The 22107-nt window shown below is 35.5% G+C and carries 17 protein-coding genes; 13 read left to right on the plus strand and 4 right to left on the minus strand.

All coding sequences use genetic code 11. The annotated features are described in order from the left end of the window. Positions 1-59: 59 nt before the first annotated feature. The 3 genes from ABTV69_RS07945 to ABTV69_RS07955 form a co-directional block, all read right to left on the minus strand. Positions 60-866 carry a helix-turn-helix domain-containing protein gene (locus ABTV69_RS07945; protein ID WP_433835195.1) on the minus strand — a complete coding sequence of 269 codons (807 nt, stop codon included), beginning with the start codon at positions 864-866 and terminating at the stop codon, positions 60-62. Positions 867-929: 63 nt separating this feature from the next. Further along, positions 930-2351: an aldehyde dehydrogenase family protein gene (locus ABTV69_RS07950; RefSeq protein ID WP_433835197.1), complete on the minus strand. Its 1422-nt coding sequence runs from the start codon at positions 2349-2351 to the stop codon at positions 930-932. A gap of 165 nt (positions 2352-2516) precedes the next feature. Further along, a complete protein-coding gene (locus ABTV69_RS07955) occupies positions 2517-3341 on the minus strand; it encodes a universal stress protein (protein ID WP_433835199.1) in 825 nt (274 codons plus the stop codon). 175 nt (positions 3342-3516) lie between these two features. Between ABTV69_RS07955 and rimP the strand changes: the two genes are divergently transcribed. From rimP to ABTV69_RS07975, 4 genes are all read left to right on the plus strand, one after another. Further along, entirely contained in the window at positions 3517-3981 is a 465-nt protein-coding gene (rimP, locus tag ABTV69_RS07960; RefSeq protein WP_433835201.1) for a ribosome assembly cofactor RimP, read from the plus strand. A 19-nt stretch (positions 3982-4000) separates the two neighbouring features. Next, the gene (gene nusA, locus ABTV69_RS07965; protein ID WP_109191786.1) at positions 4001-5254 is read left to right on the plus strand and encodes a transcription termination factor NusA; all 1254 of its coding nucleotides are present in this window, start codon (positions 4001-4003) and stop codon (positions 5252-5254) included. 61 nt (positions 5255-5315) lie between these two features. Next, complete coding sequence (infB, locus tag ABTV69_RS07970) at positions 5316-8195, plus strand: translation initiation factor IF-2 (RefSeq protein ID WP_433835204.1); 2880 nt, start codon at positions 5316-5318, stop codon at positions 8193-8195. A gap of 146 nt (positions 8196-8341) precedes the next feature. Beyond that, entirely contained in the window at positions 8342-8851 is a 510-nt protein-coding gene (locus ABTV69_RS07975) for a DUF4920 domain-containing protein (protein ID WP_433835206.1), read from the plus strand. A gap of 118 nt (positions 8852-8969) precedes the next feature. On the opposite strand, the gene ABTV69_RS07980 is transcribed toward ABTV69_RS07975, so the two are convergent. Further along, positions 8970-9359: an SPOR domain-containing protein gene (locus ABTV69_RS07980; protein WP_433835208.1), complete on the minus strand. Its 390-nt coding sequence runs from the start codon at positions 9357-9359 to the stop codon at positions 8970-8972. 220 nt (positions 9360-9579) lie between these two features. Here ABTV69_RS07980 and ABTV69_RS07985 point away from each other — a divergent pair, with 220 nt between their 5' ends. The 9 genes from ABTV69_RS07985 to ruvB all read left to right on the plus strand — a co-directional run bounded on the left by ABTV69_RS07985 (position 9580) and on the right by ruvB (position 22107). After that, on the plus strand, positions 9580-10914 hold the full coding sequence (locus ABTV69_RS07985; RefSeq protein WP_433835210.1) for a cytochrome c3 family protein: 1335 nt from the start codon (positions 9580-9582) through the stop codon (positions 10912-10914). Between the two features lie 32 nt (positions 10915-10946). Then, a complete protein-coding gene (locus ABTV69_RS07990; protein WP_433835213.1) occupies positions 10947-13997 on the plus strand; it encodes a TAT-variant-translocated molybdopterin oxidoreductase in 3051 nt (1016 codons plus the stop codon). A gap of 34 nt (positions 13998-14031) precedes the next feature. Then, positions 14032-15435, plus strand: a complete 1404-nt coding sequence (gene nrfD / locus ABTV69_RS07995; protein WP_008466839.1) for an NrfD/PsrC family molybdoenzyme membrane anchor subunit — start codon at positions 14032-14034, stop codon at positions 15433-15435. Beyond that, a complete protein-coding gene (locus ABTV69_RS08000; RefSeq protein ID WP_433835215.1) occupies positions 15428-15952 on the plus strand; it encodes a DUF3341 domain-containing protein in 525 nt (174 codons plus the stop codon). The genes nrfD and ABTV69_RS08000 overlap by 8 nt, the downstream gene beginning before the upstream one ends. Before the next feature lie 8 nt (positions 15953-15960). Further along, positions 15961-16506, plus strand: coding sequence for a c-type cytochrome (locus ABTV69_RS08005; protein ID WP_433835217.1), 546 nt, complete (start codon positions 15961-15963; stop codon positions 16504-16506). Positions 16507-16533: 27 nt separating this feature from the next. Further along, complete coding sequence (locus ABTV69_RS08010) at positions 16534-17928, plus strand: quinol:cytochrome C oxidoreductase (protein WP_433835219.1); 1395 nt, start codon at positions 16534-16536, stop codon at positions 17926-17928. Between the two features lie 19 nt (positions 17929-17947). Further along, complete coding sequence (locus ABTV69_RS08015; protein ID WP_433835221.1) at positions 17948-19141, plus strand: cytochrome c oxidase subunit II; 1194 nt, start codon at positions 17948-17950, stop codon at positions 19139-19141. Positions 19142-19171: 30 nt separating this feature from the next. After that, positions 19172-20974 (plus strand): cytochrome c oxidase subunit I, encoded by a 1803-nt coding sequence (locus ABTV69_RS08020; RefSeq protein ID WP_111368034.1) that lies wholly within the window; start codon positions 19172-19174, stop codon positions 20972-20974. A gap of 110 nt (positions 20975-21084) precedes the next feature. Further along, positions 21085-22107: a Holliday junction branch migration DNA helicase RuvB gene (ruvB, locus tag ABTV69_RS08025; protein ID WP_433835223.1), complete on the plus strand. Its 1023-nt coding sequence runs from the start codon at positions 21085-21087 to the stop codon at positions 22105-22107.

The raw sequence follows: 22107 nt of genomic DNA on the forward strand, positions 1-22107 counted from the left end.
CAGAAAGCCTCTCAGAAATGAGAGGCTTTTTTTTATGGTGTAAATTTAAGTTGTGTTTTTTACTTGTGATTTAAAGAAGATGGAACAATTCCGAATTTCTTTTTAAACGAAAATGAAAAATGCGATAGATCTTCAAAGCCAACTCCAATATATACGTCTGAAGGAGAATTTCCTTGGCTAATTAAATAATAAGCTTCCTGAAGTCTTTTGTTTAAAAGCCATTTTCCAGGTGCTTGCTGAAATACTTTTTGAAAATCTCTTTTAAAGGTAGCCAAGCTTCTTCCGGTGAGATAAGCAAATCGATGCATTTGAACGTTGAAGTGGAAATTTTTATTCATAAAAGCTTCCAAGTCGATTTTGCCAGGTTCGTTAAAGTCAAATAAAATATCTTTTAATTCTGGGTTTGCTTTTAATAAAAGGTGAATAGCTTCTTTAATTTTTAAATTGAATAAAGCTTCATTGTTTTCTTGTTCGACTTCAAGATAAGAAAGCAGTGATTCCATGAAGGATTTGTAAAGTGGGTTAGGAGCTAATGTAAACATAGCTTCTGAGTCTGATTTTTTATCCGATTTTAAATTGTATTCTTTGCTGATTTCTCTTAAGATTTCCTGATCAAGAAAAAGAGAAATAGTTTTGAATTCGCCTCCTTCTGGAGGAATTTTAGTAAATTTTGCTAAATGATTTCTTCTGCTAAAACGAAAATCTCCAGGTTTGGTGATAAAAGTGCTTTTGCCATCTGAAGCAATCATTTCGCCTGAAATTTGATAGCTAAAAACATGTTCGGGTATAAAATGCTCGCCTTCACGACTGCGTGAATAATAACACGAGTAGAGAATTTTAGGCTTTGTATTTGATTTAGTGCTCATAATTGTAAAAATACTAAAAGATCTGGAAATCTTTGCTTGTAAAGATTTCCAGATCGAACAAGATTATTTTTGTTGGATTAATGCTCTGGGCTCTAAATAAGCTTCAAGTCCAATTGTTCCAAATTCGCGACCAATTCCAGATTGTTTAAATCCGCCGAAAGGTGCCATTGGGTCGTGGCTGATTCCGTTTATCTGAACACGCCCTGCATTAAGTTGTGAAGCGACATCGTGCGCTCTTTCAGAATTTGATGAACTTACATAGGCTTGCAGTCCGTAAGTGGTGTCATTAGCGATTTCAATGGCTTCTTCTTCGGTTTTATAAGTTATGACAGATAAGACGGGGCCGAATATTTCTTCTCTTGCAATACGCATCTGATTGTTTACGTTGATAAAAATAGTTGGTTTGACGAAATTTCCATTTTCTAATCCTTCAGGTTTTCCTAGTCCGCCAGTTAATATTTCTGCGCCTTCGCTAATTCCGGCTTGAATATAATCTTGGACGCGATTGTATTGTTTAGTGCTAACCATAGGTCCAATAGCGGTATTGGAATTTTTAGGATCGCCAACGACAAGATTAGAGGCTGTTTCTTTAATTAGGAGTTTTGTTTCTTCTAATTTGTTTTCTGGAATCAATAATCTGGTTCCGGCGATACAGGCTTGTCCGTTGTTCATAAATGCTGCGGCCATTGCAAGCGGAATGGCTTTTGAGAAATCAGCATCATCCAAAATGATATTTGGAGATTTTCCGCCAAGTTCAAGAGTGACTCTTTTCATTGTGTTGACTGCTTCTTTAGCAATAATTTTCCCAACGTTGGTAGATCCTGTAAAAGAAACTTTGGAAATGTCTGGATTTCGACTGATTTCTGCACCAACGACTTCTCCCAATCCGTTTACAATATTCACTATCCCTTTTGGAAGTTGTGCGTCGTGTAAGCATTCCGTCATTAATTGTGTTTGTTGTGCGCTCATTTCGCTTGGTTTTATAACAGTTGTGCAGCCTGCTACAATCACTGTTGCTAATTTGCTGGCAATAAAACCATTGCTGGAATTCCATGGAATTATGATTCCGACAACGCCAATTGGAGTCATTTGAACTTCAGATTGTCCCATTGTTTTAATGAAATCATAGCTGTTTAATAAGTTAATTGCTGAATCAAATCCTTTTATCATGTATTCGTAGCTTACGGTTGCAAATTGCAATGTACCTCCGTATTCTTCTGTCATTACATTGATAAAGTCGTTTTTTCTTTTTTCGACAGAAGATTTGATGTTTTTAAGATATTGAATTCTTTCTGAAGGTGTTGTTTTTGAAAAAGTTTTAAAAGCATTTTTTGCTGCTTCGATTGCGTTTTGAGTGTCTTCGGTATTTCCTAAACGAACTTTTCCTAGCTTTTCATTTGTTGTTGGACTAATAAGATCGAAGTGTTCTGTTCCTTGAGGAGTTGCAAATTCGCCGTTAATGTAAATTTTGTCTATTGTCTTCATGTTGTTGTTTTTAATGAATTTCTATTTGACAAATTTCCGCATTATATATGCTGGCGGCTTTGTTGTTAAGCTCAGTTAAACTTTGTTGAGAAGCTCACTTTTTTTGTTTTGCTAAAAAAAAGCTTCTCGTTTGAGAAGCTTTTTGAAAGTATTGTGGAATTAGAGTTAGATTTTTAAAGTGATGACGGGTTTTACAGCATGGTTAACCAGGCCTTCGCTAATGCTTCCGTTGAAAAAGTGTGCAAAACCAGTTCTTCCATGTGTGCACATTCCAATTAAATCTGCGTCTATTCGGTTAGAAAAATTAATAATTCCTTTTTCGATATTGGTGTCATTATAGATTTGAGTAGTATAATTGGTAATATCAAATTCAGCTACAAAATCGGCCATTGCTTTTTCGCTCACATGAGTTGGTTTAAAGCTGTTTGGTGTGCAGATAGTAACGAGGTGTAATTTTGAATCGAATAGTTTGGTGAAATTTAAAAGTTTTTCGAATGGTTTTTTTGCTTCTTCCGAAAAGTCAGAAGCAAAAACAATATCGGTTGCGTTAAAGTTTGGAATGTTTTTCTTGATAACTAAAACGGGTATTTCGGAGTTTCTAACTACTTTTTCTGTATTAGATCCTATTAATAATTCTTCAACTCCAGAAGAGCCATGAGATCCCATAATAATTAAGTCAATGTCGTAATCTTTGCTTATTTGAGTAATTCCGTGTATCGGTTTGTCCATTTTTACAATTTCGGTTACCGGAATTCCTTCTAGGTAGTTTCTGGAGGCAACTTCGTCGAGTGTTTCGTTGGCTTTTTTCATGAAAAGCATGGTTTCGGGAATGCTTGTTCCACCCATTATAGCGTCGTTTGATTGCTGTGGCAATTCGAGCATATGAAGTAAAATGAGTTCAGAATTGTTTTTTTTGGCAATTTGAGCAGCAACTTTTAGAGCGTCTTCTGCGTGTTCGGAGAAGTCGGTAGGTACTAAAATTCGTTTCATGATTTTGAGGGTTAAAAATTATGAATGATTCTGTGTTTTAATGCTATTATAAAGATAAGAAATTATTTTAGAGCAATCAATTTATTTGATTTATAAAAAAAACACTATATTTGCACTGTTATTTATTAAAATCTAAATAATGAGGGGACTAAGTGTCCCCTCTTTTTATAAAATTATGACATTTAAAGAAAAAGTAAACGGATTAATTACGGAAGCTCTTCTGGAAAAACCATCAATCTTTTTGGTTGATTTGGCTGTTTCGGATTCTTTTAAAATTAGTGTTGGTTTAGACGGAGATAATGGAGTGGCGCTGCAAGATTGTATTGATGTCAGTCGTGCAATCGAAAATAATCTGGATCGTGAAGAGCAGGATTTTTCGCTTGAAGTAGCATCAGTTGGAGTAGGGACACCTCTGAAAATGGTAAGACAATACAAAAAAAATGTTGGTAGGACGTTGATTGTTACCACAAATACGGAAAAAATTGAAGCAGAATTGGTTGAAGCTAACGATGTTTTTATAATTTTGTCTTGGAAAGCAAGAGAACCGAAAAAAGTAGGAAAAGGAAAAGAAACAGTTCAAAAAGAGCAACAAATACCTTATACAGAAATTAAAGAGGCAGTTGTTACGGTAACATTTTAATTTTAATTAAAAAATTCGCATGGAAAATTTAGCATTAATCGATTCATTCTCAGAGTTTAAAGATAATAAACTTATTGATCGTGTAACGCTTATGGCAATTTTAGAGGACGTATTTAGAAATGCATTAAAGAAAAAATACGGTTCAGATGAAAATTTCGATATCATTATCAATCCTGATAAAGGTGATATGGAAATCTGGAGAAGAAGAGTAATTGTTGCCGATGAGGATCTTGATTTTGAAAATGAGGAAATTACATTGACTGAAGCAAGAAAGATCGAAGCGGATTTTGAAATTGGTGAAGAAGTTTCTGAAGAAGTAAAATTGATTGATTTAGGAAGAAGAGCTATTTTAGCGCTACGTCAGAATCTAATATCTAAAATTCACGAACACGATAATACAAATCTTTACAAGCAATTTAAAGATATTATCGGTGATATTTATACAGCCGAAGTACACCACGTGCGTCCAAGAGTAGTTATCTTAGTTGATGATGAAGGAAACGAAATTGTGCTTCCAAAAGAAAAACAAATTCCATCTGACTTTTTCCGTAAAGGAGATAACGTTCGTGGAATTATTGAAAGCGTTGAACTAAAAGGAAACAAACCTCAAATTATTATGTCTAGAACTTCAGAAAAGTTCTTAGAGAAATTATTTGAGCAAGAAATTCCAGAAGTTTTCGACGGATTAATTACAGTGAAAAACGTAGTTCGTATTCCTGGAGAAAAAGCAAAAGTGGCTGTTGATTCTTACGATGATAGAATTGATCCAGTTGGAGCTTGTGTGGGAATGAAAGGTTCTCGTATTCATGGGATTGTTCGTGAGCTTGGAAATGAAAATATTGATGTTATCAATTATACAAACAATATTCAATTATTTATTACAAGAGCTTTAAGCCCTGCAAAAGTTTCTTCTATCAAAATTGATGAAGATAATAAGCGTGCTGAAGTTTTCTTGAAATTGGAAGAAGTTTCTAAAGCAATTGGTAGAGGCGGTCACAATATTAAATTAGCAGGTCAATTGACAGGTTATGAATTGGATGTTATCCGTGAAGGAGATGTTGCGGGAACAGTTGCAGATGAAGACGATGTTGAATTAACAGAGTTTTCAGATGAAATTGAAGAGTGGGTAATTGAAGAATTTGCAAAAATAGGTTTAGATACTGCGAAAAGTATCTTAAAACATGACGTAGAAGATTTAGTAAGAAGAACAGACTTAGAAGAGGAAACAATTCTAGATGTTATGAAAATACTAAAAGAAGAGTTTGATAGCTAGCCAATAGCTGACCATCTGCTCTAACAACACACAACGAAAAAGGTAATAATAAAAAGGTTATATGTCTGAAGAGAGAGTAATAAGAATAAACAAGGTTTTAAGGGAATTAAATATTTCGTTAGAAAGAGCTGTAGATTATCTAAAAGATAAGGGAATTGCTATTGATGCAAATCCTAATGCAAAAATTTCTGATAGTGAATTTAATATCCTTCAAAGCCAATTTGCGGGCGATAAGGGGAATAAGGAGGCTTCTAAAGAGGTTGGAGAAGAAAAAAGAAAGGAAAAAGAAGCATTGCGTGTAGAGCGTGAGAAAGAAATTGAAGACAAACGCAGACAAGAAGAAGAGCGTCAAAAACAGCAAGAAATAATTAAAGCAAGAGCCGTTGTTTCGGGACCTGTACAAGTTGGTAAAATTGACTTGAATCCTAAAAAACCTGCCGTTACTCCTTCTGAGGAACCAGCTAAGGTTGAAGAGCCAAAAGCTGTTGTTGCGCCTGCGCAACCAGAAAAACCTGTTCAAAACGAAACAGTAAAATCTGAACCAGTTGCTTCAACTCCTGTTTCTGAAACAAAAAAAGAAGAACCTATTATTACTGAGAAAAAAGAAGTTAAAGCAGAATCTAAAGTTGCTCAAGAGCCTATCGTGTCTACTGATCCAACAACTTCAGAGGAAACTATTACGACTCAATATCAAAAGCTTACAGGAACAACTCTTACAGGTCAGACAATTGATTTGTCTCAATTTAATAAGCCTAAGAAAAAGAAAGAAGATCCTAAAGCGGCTCAGAATAAGCCTGGAGCTCCTGGAGTTGGTAATAACAACAACGCAAATAATAAAAATAAGCGTAAAAGAATTGGTCCAAAACCAGGTACGCCTGGTGCGCCAAAACCTGCTACAGGAAATGCGCCTGGAACGCCAAATCCAAATAATAAACCAGGTCAAAATAATAATGGCGGAGGTTTCAATGCTAACAGAAGTCAAAGACCAGGTTTTGTAAAAGGGAATCGTCCTGCAATTGTGGCTAAAGTTGAGCCAACAGAAGAAGAAGTAAAAAACCAAATTAGAGAAACTCTTGAAAAACTTCAAGGTAAAGGAGGGAAATCTAAGGCGGCTAAATATAGAAGAGATAAAAGAGAAACGCACCGTCAGAAATCTGATGATGAGCAAAGAGCTCTTGACGAAGGAAGTAAAACTATTAAGGTTACAGAATTCGTTACTGTAGGCGAAATTGCAATTATGATGGATGTGCCGATTACTAAAGTAATCGGAACTTGTATGTCTCTTGGTATCATGGTTACTATGAATCAGCGTCTAGATGCTGAAACACTGACTATTGTGGCAGATGAATTTGGTTACGATGTTGAATTCATTACGGTAGATATTGAGGAAGCAATAGAAGTTGTAGAAGATAAAGAAGAAGATTTAGTAACAAGAGCGCCAATTGTGACTGTAATGGGGCACGTTGACCACGGTAAAACATCTTTACTGGATTATATTCGTAAAGAAAATGTAATTGCTGGTGAGTCAGGAGGTATTACACAGCACATTGGAGCGTATGGAGTTACTTTAGATAACGGACAAAAAATAGCATTCTTAGATACTCCGGGTCACGAGGCGTTTACCGCGATGCGTGCGCGTGGAGCTCAAGTTACAGATATTGCTATTATTGTGGTTGCGGCCGATGATGATATCATGCCGCAAACAAAAGAGGCAATTTCTCACGCACAGGCTGCGGGAGTGCCAATTATTTTTGCAATCAATAAAATTGATAAACCAAATGCTAATGTTGATAAAATTAAAGAGCGTTTGGCTGGTATGAATTTGCTTGTTGAAGATTGGGGTGGAAAAATTCAGTCGCATGATATTTCTGCTAAAGTTGGTACAGGTGTAAAAGAATTGCTAGAGAAAGTTTTATTGGAAGCTGAAATCTTAGATTTAAAAGCAAATCCAAACAAAGCAGCTCAAGGAACTGTAGTTGAGGCGTACTTAGATAAAGGAAAAGGATATGTATCTACAATTTTAGTACAACAAGGTACTTTGAAAATTGGAGATTATATGTTGGCTGGAAAACACCATGGAAAAGTTAAGGCAATGCATGATGAAAGAGGGCACACGGTATTATCAGCGGGTCCTTCAACTCCGGTATCTGTTTTAGGTTTAGATGGAGCGCCAACAGCGGGTGATAAGTTTAATGTATTCGAAGACGAAAAAGAAGCAAAACAAATTGCATCGAAACGTTCTCAATTAATGCGTGAACAATCAGTTCGTACACAAAGACATATTACGCTTGATGAAATTGGACGTCGTATCGCTCTTGGTCAGTTTAAGGAATTGAATGTAATCCTTAAAGGGGACGTGGATGGTTCTGTTGAAGCATTATCAGATTCGTTCTCTAAACTTTCTACAGAAGAAGTTCAGATCAATATTATCCATAAAGGAGTTGGTGCAATTACAGAAACCGATGTTAACTTGGCTTCTGCATCAGATGCGATCATTATTGGATTTAACGTTCGTCCTGCTGGAAATGCGAGACAGCTTGCTGATAAAGAAGAAATAGATATCCGTTACTACTCAATTATCTATGCTGCTATCGATGACTTGAAAGATGCGATGGAAGGAATGCTTGCGCCAGAGATGAAAGAAGAAGTTTTAGGAAATGCTGAAATTCGTGAGATATTCAAAATTTCTAAAGTAGGTTCAATTGCTGGATGTATGGTGACAGATGGTAAAATCTTAAGAACTTCTAAAATTAGAGTTATTAGAGATGGAGTTGTAGTTCATACAGGTGAGCTAGTTGCTTTAAAGCGTTTCAAAGATGATGTTAAAGAAGTGACTAAAGGTTACGATTGTGGTATCCAGATTAAAGGATTTAATGATATCGAAATTAATGATGTTATTGAAGCTTACCACGAAGTAGCGATTAAAAAGAAATTGAAATAATATTCAATGATATAATAAGAAGTCCCAATGCAAATTGGGACTTTTTTGTTTGCGGAATTTTGATTTAAAAATTAATCAGGAAAGATACGATGTAAATATGTACTTTAGCTTTTAAATTTTAATGTGTTGGATAAAAATAAAGAAATATGGAAAAAAGATTTTACTCGATGATTTTATTTATGTGTTTTTCTGCTTTGACTTTTGCTCAAGAAGCAGTAGAAAAACCAGCTCCGCCAGCAGGTAACGCTTTGGTTGGCGATTATTTTGGAGAAGATGTTTCGAATGCTTTAGTAAGTAAAGCAATTTCAGTGGGTCAATTGCAGAAAGATCTGCAGGGTGTAAATAAGATAGAAAGTGTTGCTGTTAGAGGGGAAGTTACAGATGTTTGTCCAAAAAGAGGTTGTTGGGTCAGTGTTAAGACAGAGAATGGCGTATCTTTCTTTGTTAAAATGAAAGATTATGCTTTTTTTGTGCCAACTGCTTTAAAAGGTAAAAATGTGGTTTTAGAAGGGAGTGCGAAGAGGGAGATTACCTCTGTAGAAGAGTTAAAGCATTATGCAAAAGATGCGAAGAAATCAAAGGTAGAAATTGATGCTATTAAAGCGCCTAAAGAAGAAATTCGTTTCGTGGCTAGTGGAATAAAAGTTGTAAACTAAAGTTTAAAATAAGCTATTTTTGATTTCTGATTAATGTCTAATTTTTTGAGATAAAATGTTAAAAAAGACAAAAAAAAGGCGAGATGAAAATCTCGCCTTTTTTTGTCTTCTGAATAGATCATTTTCCTGGTTTAAGTAAAAAAACGCTTTTGTATCTTTTTTTGATTTCTGCTAAGTTTCTTTCGGCTTCTATTCTAGTTTTGAAATTTCCAACAATTACTTTGTAATTAGGAGTGCTAAAAATAATGGTTCCGTCAATGTCTGAATTTTCTCTTTTAAAATCCGATAACGTTTTTTTTGCCTCGTCACTTTTCCCGCTAAAGATTTGGATTCTGTAAGTATCGTTTGTATTTATTGACGTGTTAATTTTACGCTTCTCATTCAGCAATTGCTCAAATTTAGGATCTTGATTCAATGTTAAATTTTGGTCTTGAGCATTAATATTGCGTGCAAAAGCAATCGTTGTAATTGTTAAGAAAAGGTTTTTTGAAGGACTTAAAATTCTCATAATGTGATGGTTTTTATGCAAAAATACTATTTAAAGTTTGAGTGTGAAATTTTAATATTATTTAGAATTGATATAAATTGATAATTAAGACTATTTTAAGGTTTTGAGAATAGCACATAAGTCGTATTTTTGTGCAAGTTTTAAAAGAGGGTATAGGTTTTTAGTGCATTTAGTACAGAAAAAATCATACCAAAAATTAGTAGACAATTATTTATACTATATGAAAAAGGTGGGTAACCATAATTCGATCTCAAGAAAATTGCTGTTTGGCTTATCGCTAACGTTAATTTTCTCCCTAACTTCATTTGCTCAAGATGCTGCTGCTCCGGCTGCGCCTGAGGCTGCTGCGGCTGCTCCAGCTGCTGGTGGTGGTGATCCAGTAAAAGGGAAAGAACTTTTTAATGCAAATTGCGCTGCATGTCACAAATTAGATGCTAAATCAACTGGTCCTGCTTTAAGGGGAGTTGCTGGTAAGCATGATATGGCTTGGATTTACAAGTGGGTGCATAACAGTTCTGACATGATTAAGTCAGGCGATCCTGTTGCTGTTAAACTTTTTGAGGAAAATAACAAAGCTGTTATGACTTCGTTTCCTCAATTGTCTGAAGGGGATATTGATAATATTATAGCTTATACTTCTGAGCCTAAGGCTGAGCCAGCTGCGGCTGCAGGAGGTGCTGCTACGCCTCCGGGGACTAACGTAGAAAGTGGTGCTATTTCAAATAACATTATTTTAGGGGCTCTTGCTCTTGTGATGGCTATTTTAGTTGTGATGTTGTTTATGGTGAACAAGGTTTTAACTAAAGTTGCAAACAAAAACGGTATTGAAGTTGCTCCAAAAGAAGCAAGGCTTCCAATCTGGAAAGCTTTCGCTAAAAACCAATTCTTGGTTTTGGTAACTGCAATCTTCTTGCTTTTGGCTAGTGGTTATTTTGTATATGGATACTTAATGCAAGTAGGTGTAGATCAGAATTATGAGCCAATTCAGCCAATTCACTACTCTCACAAAATTCATGCTGGTGATAACGAAATCAATTGTAAATATTGCCACTCTGCTGCTCGTGTAAGTAAAACAGCTGGTATTCCTTCATTGAATGTTTGTATGAACTGTCATAAAAACATTTCTGAGGTTGCTGAAACAACTGCTACTCCTGAGTACAGCAAAGCATTCTACGATGCTCAAATCCAAAAATTATATGATGCTGTTGGATGGGATAAGACTAAACAAGCTTATACTGGAAAAACACAGCCTGTAAAATGGGTTCGTATTCATAACTTGCCTGACTTCGTTTACTTCAACCACTCTCAACACGTTTCTGTTGCAGGTATTGAATGTCAAACTTGTCACGGACCAGTACAAGAATTTGAAATCATGAAGCAATATTCTAAATTAACAATGGGATGGTGTGTTGATTGCCATAGAAAAACTGATGTTAAGATGGAAGGTAATGCTTACTATGACAAAATTCATGCTGAGCTTTCTAAAAAATACGGTGTAGAGAAATTAACTGCAGCGCAAATGGGAGCTTTAGAGTGTGGTAAATGCCACTATTAATCGATTTATTAAGATTTTAATATATATATACAATGTCATCAAACAAAAAATACTGGAAAAGTGTTGAGGAGCTAGAAAATAGCTCTATTGTTGAGGCGCTTAGAAATAACGAGTTTGTTGAAGAAATTCCTACTGATGAGTTTTTGGGTAACGCTGAGGCTTTATCTACATCTGGGACTTCACGTCGTGACTTTTTAAAGTACGTAGGGTTTAGTACGGCGGCTGTAACATTAGCTGCTTGCGAAGGTCCTGTTCACAAGTCTATCCCTTATGTATTACAACCAGAACAAATCATTCCTGGTGTTGCAGATTACTATGCAACTACAGTTTTTGATGGGTTTGATTTTGCTAATCTTTTGGTGAAAACTCGTGAGGGTCGTCCAATTAAAATTGAAAACAATACAATTGCAGGAGCTAAATTTTCTGCGAATGCTAGAATTCACGCATCTATTTTAGGATTGTATGATAGCGCTCGTTTGAAAGAGCCAAAAGTAGATGGTAAAAATTCTACTTGGTCGGCTGTTGATTTAAAAATTAAATCAAGTTTAGCAGATGCTAAAGCTAAAGGAGGACAAGTAGTATTATTGACTAATACTTTAGCGAGTCCTTCTACAGATAAATTAATCGCTGAGTTTATTGCAAAAAATCCAAATGCTAAACACGTTGTTTATGATGCAGTATCATCATCAGAAGCTTTAGATGCTTTTGAGGCTGCTTACGGTCAAAGAGCTTTAGTTGATTATGATTTTTCAAAAGCTTCATTAATTGTATCTGTTGGTGCTGATTTCTTAGGGGACTGGCAAGGTGGAGGATATGATGCAGGATATGCGCAAGGTCGTATTCCTCAAAACGGAAAAATGTCTCGTCACTTCCAGTTTGAATCAAATATGACATTATCTGGAGCAGCTGCTGATAAGCGTGTTCCAATGACTGTAGCTGCTCAAAAGCAAGCTTTAGTTCAAATTTACAATATTATTGCAGGTGCTTCTGTTCCTGTAGCTTTAGATGAGAAATTTAAAGTTGAAGTAGTTAAAGCTGCTCAACAACTTAAAGCTGCTGGTTCTAAAGGAGTTTTAGTATCTGGAATTGAAGATAAAAATGCTCAATTATTAGTTTTAGCTATCAATCAAGTATTGGCTAGTGAAGCTTTTAATACTGCTGGAGCTAGACAAATTAGAAAAGGTTCTAATGCTGCAGTTGCGCAGTTAATTAAAGACTTGAATGCCGGAAGTGTTCATACTTTAATTATGAGTGGAGTTAATCCTGTTTACACTTTAGCTGATTCAGCTTCTTTTGTGTCTGGATTGAAAAAAGTTAAAACGTCTGTTGCTTTTTCATTAAAAGAAGACGAAACTGCATCAATTGTTTCAATTGCTGCACCAGCTCCTCACTACTTAGAATCTTGGGGAGATTTAGAGTTAACTAGCGGAACTTACAGCTTAACTCAGCCAACAATCCGTCCTATCTTTAATACAAAACAATTTCAAGATGTTTTATTATCGGTAAATGGTACAGCAGGTACTTTTTATGACTACTTAAAAGCAAATTCTGGAGCTTATACTGCAGGTGCTTCTTGGAATAAAGTATTGCATGATGGTGTAGCTGTTGTTGGAGCTTCAGCTTTATCTGGTGGTGCTATCGACGCTGCTACTGCTGCAAGTGCTGTTGCAAGTTCAAAAGCTGCTGGTGATTTTGAATTAGTATTATATACTAAAACAGGATTAGGAGATGGCCAACACGCTAATAACCCTTGGTTACAAGAGTTTCCAGATCCAATTACAAGAGTTTCTTGGGATAACTACGTTACTGTATCAAACGCTGATGCTAAAAAACTTGGGTTGACTAACGAAATTGTTGCAAACGGAGGTTTAAATGGTAGTTATGCTACTATTACTGTTGATGGAGTTAAATTAGAAAACGTTCCAGTTATTGTTCAGCCAGGACAAGCTGTTGGAACTGTAGGTTTAGCTCTTGGATACGGACGTAAAGCATCTCTAAAAGAAGAAATGCAAGTAGGTTTAAATGCTTACGCTTTATATAAAGGTTTCAATAATGTTCAATCTGTTTCTATCGCTAAAGCTGGTGGAGTTCATGAGTTTGCTTGTGTTCAAGGTCAGAAAACTTTAATGGGTAGAGGAGATATTATTAAAGAAACAACTTTAGAAATATTCAATACTAAAGATGCTGAACATTGGAACGAAAAACCGATGGTATCTTTAGATCACCAAGAAGTAGAGGCTACTACTGTAGATCTTTGGGAATCATTTGATCGTACAACTGGTCACCACTTCAACCTTTCAATTGACTTAAATGCTTGTACTGGTTGTGGAGCTTGCGTTATCGCTTGTCACGCTGAAAACAACGTTCCAGTTGTTGGTAAAGCAGAGGTAAGAAGAAGCCGTGATATGCACTGGTTACGTATCGATAGATACTACTCTTCTGAAAGTACTTTTGAAGGTGATAATGAAAGAAAAGAAGGAATAGCTGGTTTATCTAGTTCATTATCTACATTTAATGAAATGGAGAAAGCAGGAGATAATCCTCAAGTTGCATTCCAACCTGTAATGTGTCAACACTGTAACCACGCTCCTTGCGAAACAGTTTGTCCTGTTGCTGCAACTTCTCACGGTCGTGAAGGCCAAAACCATATGGCTTACAACAGATGTGTTGGTACTCGTTACTGTGCAAACAACTGTCCATATAAAGTACGTCGTTTTAACTGGTTCTTATACAACAAAAACACTGAGTTCGATTATCATATGAACGATGATTTAGGCCGTATGGTATTAAATCCTGACGTTAACGTACGTTCTCGTGGTGTTATGGAGAAATGTTCTATGTGTATCCAAATGACACAAGCGACTAAATTAAAAGCTAAAAACGAAGGCCGTCCAGTTAGAGATGGTGAATTCCAAACAGCTTGTTCTAGTGCTTGTTCTTCAGGAGCGATGATATTTGGTGATGTAAATGATAAAGAAAGTAAAGTTGCTAAATTAGCTGCTGACGAAAGATCATACCACTTATTAGAGCATGTAGGTACAAAACCTAATGTGGTTTACCATGTTAAAGTTAGAAATACTTAGTAAAATTATTAATTAAGAAACAATATAAAGGATTATGTCGTCTCACTACGAAGCACCCATTAGAAAACCTTTAGTTATAGGTGATAAATCTTATCACGATGTAACTGTAGATGTAGCTGCACCTGTTGAGGGGCCTGCAAACAAGCAATGGTGGATTGTATTTTCAATCGCATTAATAGCCTTCCTTTGGGGGTTAGGTTGTATAATTTACACCGTATCTACCGGTATCGGAACATGGGGATTAAATAAAACAGTTGGCTGGGCTTGGGATATTACTAACTTCGTTTGGTGGGTTGGTATTGGTCACGCCGGAACATTAATTTCTGCGGTATTATTACTTTTCCGTCAACGTTGGAGAATGGCTATTAACCGTTCTGCAGAAGCAATGACTATCTTCTCAGTAGTTCAAGCAGGTTTATTCCCAATTATTCACATGGGTCGTCCATGGTTAGCATACTGGGTGTTACCTATTCCAAACCAATTTGGATCTTTATGGGTTAACTTTAACTCACCATTACTTTGGGACGTATTCGCGATTTCAACGTATCTTTCAGTATCATTAGTTTTCTGGTGGACTGGTTTATTGCCTGACTTTGCAATGTTACGTGATAGAGCTATTACTCCATTTAACAAGAGAGTTTATTCTATCTTAAGTTTTGGATGGAGCGGTAGAGCAAAAGACTGGCAACGTTTTGAAGAAGTATCTTTAGTATTAGCTGGTTTAGCTACTCCACTTGTACTTTCTGTACACACGATTGTATCTATGGACTTTGCTACTTCTGTAATCCCAGGATGGCATACAACAATTTTCCCTCCTTACTTCGTTGCAGGAGCGGTTTTCTCTGGATTCGCGATGGTAAACACATTGTTGATCGTTATGAGAAAAGTATCTAACCTTGAAGCATACATCACATTACAGCATATCGAGTTAATGAACATCATTATCATGATTACTGGATCTATCGTTGGTGTAGCTTACATCACTGAGTTATTCGTAGCTTGGTATTCAGGTGTAGAATATGAGCAATATGCATTCTTAAACAGAGCTACTGGACCTTACTGGTGGGCATATTGGTCAATGATGACATGTAACGTGTTCTCTCCTCAGTTCATGTGGTTCAAAAAATTAAGAACAAGTATCATGTTCTCATTCATCATCTCGATTGTTGTAAACATCGGTATGTGGTTCGAAAGATTTGTAATTATTGTTACTTCTTTACATAGAGATTACCTTCCATCTTCTTGGACAATGTTCTCACCAACATTTGTTGATATTGGAATTTTCATTGGAACAATTGGTTTCTTCTTCGTATTGTTTTTATTATACTCTAGAACATTCCCTGTAATTGCTCAGGCAGAGGTTAAAACAATTTTGAAAGGAACTGGAGATAATTACATTAGAGAAAGAGCAAATAGTAAAGATTCACATCATGAGTAATAAAGTAATATACGCCATTTATAATGACGATGACGTTTTGATGAATGCAGTAAAGAAAACTAGAGCTGCTCATCATCATATTGAAGAAGTTTTTACTCCATTCCCAGTTCACGGATTGGATAAAGCTATGGGACTAGCACCGACAAGATTAGCGATATGTTCTTTTTTATACGGATGTGTTGGTATCTCTGTTGCAACAACTATGATGGGATACATCATGATTCACGACTGGCCACAAGATATTGGAGGTAAACCAAGTTTTAGTTTCATCCAAAATATGCCATCTTTTGTGCCAATTATGTTCGAGATGACAGTATTCTTTGCAGCTCACTTAATGGTAATTACTTTTTACATGAGAAGTAGATTATGGCCTTTTAAAGAAGCTGAAAACCCAGATGTAAGAACAACTGATGACCACTTTTTAATGGAGGTTGCTGTAAATGATAACGAGACTGAATTAGTTTCTTTCTTTGAAGGAACTGGAGCTGTTGAAGTTAAAGTAATAGAAAAGAATTAATTGTAGCTATGAAAAGGATATATAAAATAACACTTTTAGTTGGTATAACTATTTTAGTTTCATCTTGCCACAATAATTCGGCACCGAACTATCAGTATTTCCCAAATATGTATGAATCTGTTGCTTACGAGCCATATTCAGAAGCAAAAATATTTAAGGGAGGAAAAGAAGGACAGCTTCCTGTTGCAGGAACTATCAATAGAGGTTTTGAACCTTATGAATATGAAAATTCAACTGCTGGTTATGAATTAGCAAAAGCTAATTTGAAATCACCTTTAACTGAAGAAGAAAGAAATTCTGGAAAAGGTAAAGAGCTTTTTGAAATTTACTGTATTAGTTGCCACGGTGCGACTGGTAATGGTAAAGGTAAATTGGTTGAAAGAGAAAAATTTCTTGGAGTACCTAGCTATAAAGACAGAGAAATCACTGAAGGAAGCATCTTTCATGTTGAGACTTATGGTCTAAATGCAATGGGTTCACATGCAAATCAATTAAGTGCTCACGAACGTTGGTTAGTTGCTGACTATGTTCTGAAACTAAGAAGCCAATTATAATTGTTGAACAAACTGATCGTAATAGATATGTATACATTTTCAAGTAAATTAAAAACTTTTTCTATCATCTTAATGGCCGTTGGTTTATTAGGAATTGGGTATGGTTTTTTAAGTGCACCAAAAGATATTAAAGAAGTTGAAAAAATACTAGCTGCAGATGAACATGGTTCTCATGGTGCGGCGCATGAAGAAAAAGCGGAGGCATCTCACAAAGAAGCAGGTCATCATGAGGCTGCTGAAGTTGCACATGACTCTCATAAAGGAGCTGAGCATGCAGAAGTTTCTGGTGCAAATGAGCACGAAAAACATTTAGAGCACGTATTGCACCAATTACAAAATAAGCCTTGGTCAGCAGTATATGTAGCTTGTATTTTCTTTTTACTGCTTTCAATGGGAGTTTTAGCTTTTTATGCTATTCAACAAGTTGCTCAGGCAGGTTGGTCTCCAGTTTTATTTAGAGTTATGCAAGGTATAACAGCTTACTTGCCAGCTGGTTCTATCATCTTTTTCATAATCTTAGTTTTATGTGGATTGCACTTTAATCATATCTTCGTATGGTTAGGTGAAGGTGTCACAGATCCTAAAAACGCTAATTATGATGCTATTATTGCAGGTAAATCTGGTTATTTAAACTTTCCTTTCTGGATCGTAAGAGCTGCTATCTTTTTATTAGGATGGAACTTATACCGTTATTATTCAAGAAAAAACTGTTTAGAGCAGGATGAAGCAAATGATGATCTTTACTACAAAAAGAACTTCAAAGCTTCTGCAGGGTTCTTAGTATTCTTCATCGTTTCTGAGTCTATTATGGCTTGGGATTGGATTATGTCTTTTGATCCACACTGGTTTAGTACTTTGTTTGCTTGGTATGTATTTGCTTCTTTCTTCGTAAGTGGTATTACAGCTATTGCATTAGTAACGATTTATTTAAAATCAAAAGGATATTTAGAGTATGTAAATACGAGTCATATCCACGATTTAGCTAAGTTCATGTTTGGTATTAGTGTATTCTGGACTTATTTATGGTTCTCTCAATTCATGTTGATCTGGTATGCTAACATTCCAGAAGAGGTAACTTATTTTGTAACAAGAATTCAGTTATATAACCTTCCTTTCTTTGGAGCGGTTGTTATGAACTTTGTTTTCCCATTATTAATATTAATCAATACTGACTTCAAACGTCTTAACTGGGTTATCGTTATGGCTGGTGTTGTAATATTATTAGGTCATTATGTTGATTTCTTTAATATGATTATGCCTGGTACTGTAGGAGACAAATGGTTTATTGGAGTTCCTGAAATTGCATCGATTCTTTTCTTCTTAGGTTTATTTATATTTGTTGTATTTACTGCATTAACTAAATCTCCTTTGCTTGCAAAAAGAAATCCTTTCATCGAAGAAAGTAAACATTTTCATTATTAATATTTAAAGAAGTAAACAGATGACAAGTTTGTTGGTAATTATAGTTGTAGTTTTATTGGCGGTTGCATTATGGCAATTGACGAAGATATTTGATCTTACCCAAGTAGGAGCTTCTTCTTCGAGCGATTCTCAGGTTGCATCGGATAATGATAATAACATTCAAGGATATATTATGTTTGGCTTTTTGGCTTTCATTTATATATTTACTATCTACGGTCTATTAAAATGGGGAGGTTTAGCTTTGCATACTCCTGCATCAGAGCACGGGCTTTTAGTAGATAATTTAATGAATATCACTTGGGTTTTAATTTTCTTAGTTCAATTTATTACACAAGGTTTATTATACTGGTTTTCTTTTAAGAATAGAGGTAATAAAGATAAAAAAGCATTATTTTTTGCTGATAGTAATAAATTAGAAGCAATTTGGAGTATTATTCCTTCTGTTGTTTTAGCTTGTTTAATTCTTTACGGATTATATGCGTGGAATAACATTATGTTCGTTGATAAAGATGAAGATGTAATCGAAATCGAATTATATGCACAGCAATTCAAATGGACAGCAAGATATGCTGGACAAGATAACGTTTTAGGAAAAGCTAACGTACGTTTAATCGAAGGAGTAAATACATTAGGAGTTGACATGTCAGATCCAAATGCTCAAGATGATATCGTAGTTTCTGAATTACATATTCCTAAAGGTAAAAAAGTTCACTTTAAAATGCGTTCTCAGGATGTATTGCACTCAGCTTATTTTCCTCACTTTAGAGCACAAATGAACTGTGTTCCTGGTATGGTTACTGAGTTTGCTTTTGTTCCAACTTATACTACTTCAGAATATAGAGAATTACCATTTATGGTTGAGAAAGTTGCTCACATCAATAAACTTAGAGCTGAGAAAAGTGTGGAGTTAGTTGCAAAAGGAGGTACAGCTTTAGATCCTTATACATTTGACTATTTATTATTATGTAATAAAATTTGTGGAGCTTCGCACTACAACATGCAAATGAAAGTGGTAGTTGATACCCCAGAGGATTACAAAAAATGGTTAAGCGAAAAAACTACTTTAGCTCAAGATATTAAAGCGGCTGCTGCTGCTGAGAAACCAGCTGAAGGAGCTGCACCAACTGCAGATACTGCTGCAAAAGTTATCGATACAGTAAAAACTGTAGTTGATACTGTAAAAGCAGCTGTAGCTAAAGTTGCGATGAAATAATATTATTAAGAAAATTTAAAGTACAAATATATGTCAGCAGAAGCGCACGGTCACGATCACGGACACGATCACGAGCACGAACATCATCATAAAGACACGTTCATTACTAAATATATTTTTAGTATTGATCACAAAATGATTGCTAAACAATACTTGATTACTGGTATTGTTATGGGAGTAATTGGGATTGCAATGTCCTTGCTTTTCAGAATGCAATTAGCGTGGCCAGAGGAATCTTTCAAAATATTCAATGTTTTATTAGGGGATAAATTTGCACCTGATGGTGTAATGGCAAATGATATTTATCTGGCTTTAGTTACAATTCACGGTACCATCATGGTATTCTTTGTACTGACGGCAGGTTTAAGTGGAACATTTAGTAACTTATTGATTCCACTTCAAATTGGAGCAAGAGATATGGCATCTGGATTTATGAATATGATTTCATACTGGTTGTTTTTCTTATCTGCAGTTGTAATGTTATGTTCTTTATTTGTTGAAGCTGGACCAGCGTCTGCAGGATGGACAATTTACCCTCCTTTAAGTGCATTGCCACAAGCAATTCCAGGATCAGGAACAGGTATGACTTTATGGTTAGTATCTATGGCTATTTTCATCGCATCTTCTTTGATGGGATCTTTAAATTACATCGTTACTGTACTTAACTTAAGAACAAAAGGAATGTCTATGACTAGACTTCCTCTTACAATCTGGACATTCTTTGTAACAGCTATTATAGGTGTTATTTCGTTCCCAGTTTTATTATCTGCAGCTTTATTATTAATTTTTGATAGAAGTTTTGGTACTTCATTCTTCTTATCTGATATCTATATTGCTGGAGAAGTTTTACACTACCAAGGAGGTTCTCCTGTATTGTTTGAGCACTTATTCTGGTTCTTAGGTCACCCTGAGGTTTATATCGTAATTTTACCAGCGATGGGTCTTGTATCTGAAATTATGGCTACAAATGCTCGTAAACCAATTTTTGGATACAGAGCGATGATTATGTCAGTTCTTGCAATTGCATTCTTATCAACTATCGTTTGGGGTCACCACATGTTTATTTCAGGTATGAATCCTTTCTTAGGATCTGTATTTACTTTTACAACTTTATTGATTGCAATTCCATCTGCTGTAAAAGCTTTCAACTGGATTACTACTTTATGGAAAGGTAACCTACAGTTCAACCCTGCAATGTTGTTCTCTATCGGAATGGTTTCTACTTTCATCACTGGAGGTTTAACAGGGATTATTTTAGGAGATAGTACATTAGATATTAACGTTCACGACACTTACTTCGTAATTGCTCACTTTCACTTAGTAATGGGTATCTCTGCACTTTATGGAATGTTTGCTGGTATTTACCACTGGTTCCCTAAAATGTACGGAAGAATGTTAAACAAAAACTTAGGTTACATTCACTTCTGGGTAACAGCAGTTTGTGCGTACGGAGTTTTCTTCCCGATGCACTTTATCGGATTAGCTGGTTTACCAAGACGTTACTATACTAATACAAACTTCCCATTATTTGATGATTTACAAAATGTGAATGTTTTAATTACAACATTTGCTCTTGTAGGAGGTGCGTTCCAATTAGTATTCTTATACAACTTCTTTAGCAGTATTTTCTACGGTAAAAAAGCAGTTCAAAACCCATGGAAATCTACTACTTTAGAGTGGACTACACCAGTTGAACACATCCACGGAAACTGGCCAGGAGAAATTCCTCATGTATATCGTTGGCCGTATGACTACAGTAACCCAAATCATGATGTAGATTTTGTACCTCAAAATGTACCAATGAAAGAAGGTGAAGAAGTTTTACACCACTAAAAATAATATAAAAAAGGCTGTCAGAAATGACAGCCTTTTTTGTTTAGTTAAAGTTCTAATCGTTCAGTTGAACTGTTTTACAAACTAATTAGTTTATATATCTTTGTAGGATGAATGAAAATCTAGATCCTACTACTAAAGGATATAACTCAGAAGAATTAGATCTTGAAAAAAGATTGCGTCCGCTGTCATTTGATGATTTTGCCGGACAAGATCAAGTTTTGGAAAATTTAAAAGTCTTTGTTGCCGCTGCAAATCAACGTGGTGAAGCGCTTGATCATGCACTTTTTCACGGGCCTCCTGGTTTAGGGAAAACTACTTTGGCTAATATATTAGCAAATGAATTGCAAGTTGGAATTAAGATTACTTCGGGTCCAGTTTTGGATAAACCTGGCGATTTAGCAGGTTTACTGACAAACTTAGATGAAAGAGACGTTTTGTTCATTGATGAAATTCATAGATTAAGTCCAGTTGTTGAAGAGTATTTATATTCGGCAATGGAAGATTTCAAGATTGATATCATGATTGAATCTGGACCAAATGCTAGAACTGTCCAGATCAATTTGAATCCTTTTACTTTGATTGGAGCTACAACGCGTTCTGGATTACTTACTGCTCCAATGCGTGCCCGTTTCGGAATATCTTCTCGTTTACAATATTATACTACTGAACTTTTAACAACTATTGTAGAGAGAAGTTCTTCTATTTTAAAAACACCTATTGATTTGGAAGCTGCGATTGAAATTGCAGGAAGAAGCCGTGGAACTCCTCGTATTGCAAATGCATTATTAAGACGCGTTCGTGATTTTGCTCAAATTAAAGGAAATGGAAGAATTGATATAGAAATTTCTAAGTACGCTTTGAAAGCACTAAATGTAGATGCTCATGGTCTAGATGAAATGGATAATAAAATATTGCTGACTATTATCAATAAGTTTAAAGGAGGTCCAGTTGGACTTTCAACTTTGGCTACAGCTGTTAGCGAAAGCAGTGAAACAATTGAAGAAGTATATGAACCTTTTTTAATTCAGGAAGGATTTATAATGAGAACTCCTCGTGGAAGAGAGGTTACCGATAAAGCCTATAAGCATCTTGGAAAAATAAATATTAATAATCAGGGTGAGTTGTTTTAA

Origin of the sequence: Flavobacterium anhuiense (assembly GCF_050990855.1) — a bacterium.
In the GTDB taxonomy this organism is placed as follows: domain Bacteria; phylum Bacteroidota; class Bacteroidia; order Flavobacteriales; family Flavobacteriaceae; genus Flavobacterium; species Flavobacterium anhuiense_C.

Coding starts and splice junctions, on each gene's coding strand:
- ABTV69_RS07975 (WP_433835206.1), top strand. CDS start 8,342: ATGGAAAAAAGATTTTACTCGATGATTTTATTTATGTGTTTTTCTGCT.
- ABTV69_RS07980 (WP_433835208.1), bottom strand. CDS start 9,359: ATGAGAATTTTAAGTCCTTCAAAAAACCTTTTCTTAACAATTACAACG.
- ruvB (WP_433835223.1), top strand. CDS start 21,085: ATGAATGAAAATCTAGATCCTACTACTAAAGGATATAACTCAGAAGAA.
- nrfD (WP_008466839.1), top strand. CDS start 14,032: ATGTCGTCTCACTACGAAGCACCCATTAGAAAACCTTTAGTTATAGGT.
- ABTV69_RS08015 (WP_433835221.1), top strand. CDS start 17,948: ATGACAAGTTTGTTGGTAATTATAGTTGTAGTTTTATTGGCGGTTGCA.
- ABTV69_RS07985 (WP_433835210.1), top strand. CDS start 9,580: ATGAAAAAGGTGGGTAACCATAATTCGATCTCAAGAAAATTGCTGTTT.
- ABTV69_RS07955 (WP_433835199.1), bottom strand. CDS start 3,341: ATGAAACGAATTTTAGTACCTACCGACTTCTCCGAACACGCAGAAGAC.
- ABTV69_RS07945 (WP_433835195.1), bottom strand. CDS start 866: ATGAGCACTAAATCAAATACAAAGCCTAAAATTCTCTACTCGTGTTAT.
- ABTV69_RS08010 (WP_433835219.1), top strand. CDS start 16,534: ATGTATACATTTTCAAGTAAATTAAAAACTTTTTCTATCATCTTAATG.
- ABTV69_RS07990 (WP_433835213.1), top strand. CDS start 10,947: ATGTCATCAAACAAAAAATACTGGAAAAGTGTTGAGGAGCTAGAAAAT.
- infB (WP_433835204.1), top strand. CDS start 5,316: ATGTCTGAAGAGAGAGTAATAAGAATAAACAAGGTTTTAAGGGAATTA.
- ABTV69_RS08020 (WP_111368034.1), top strand. CDS start 19,172: ATGTCAGCAGAAGCGCACGGTCACGATCACGGACACGATCACGAGCAC.
- nusA (WP_109191786.1), top strand. CDS start 4,001: ATGGAAAATTTAGCATTAATCGATTCATTCTCAGAGTTTAAAGATAAT.
- ABTV69_RS07950 (WP_433835197.1), bottom strand. CDS start 2,351: ATGAAGACAATAGACAAAATTTACATTAACGGCGAATTTGCAACTCCT.
- rimP (WP_433835201.1), top strand. CDS start 3,517: ATGACATTTAAAGAAAAAGTAAACGGATTAATTACGGAAGCTCTTCTG.
- ABTV69_RS08000 (WP_433835215.1), top strand. CDS start 15,428: ATGAGTAATAAAGTAATATACGCCATTTATAATGACGATGACGTTTTG.
- ABTV69_RS08005 (WP_433835217.1), top strand. CDS start 15,961: ATGAAAAGGATATATAAAATAACACTTTTAGTTGGTATAACTATTTTA.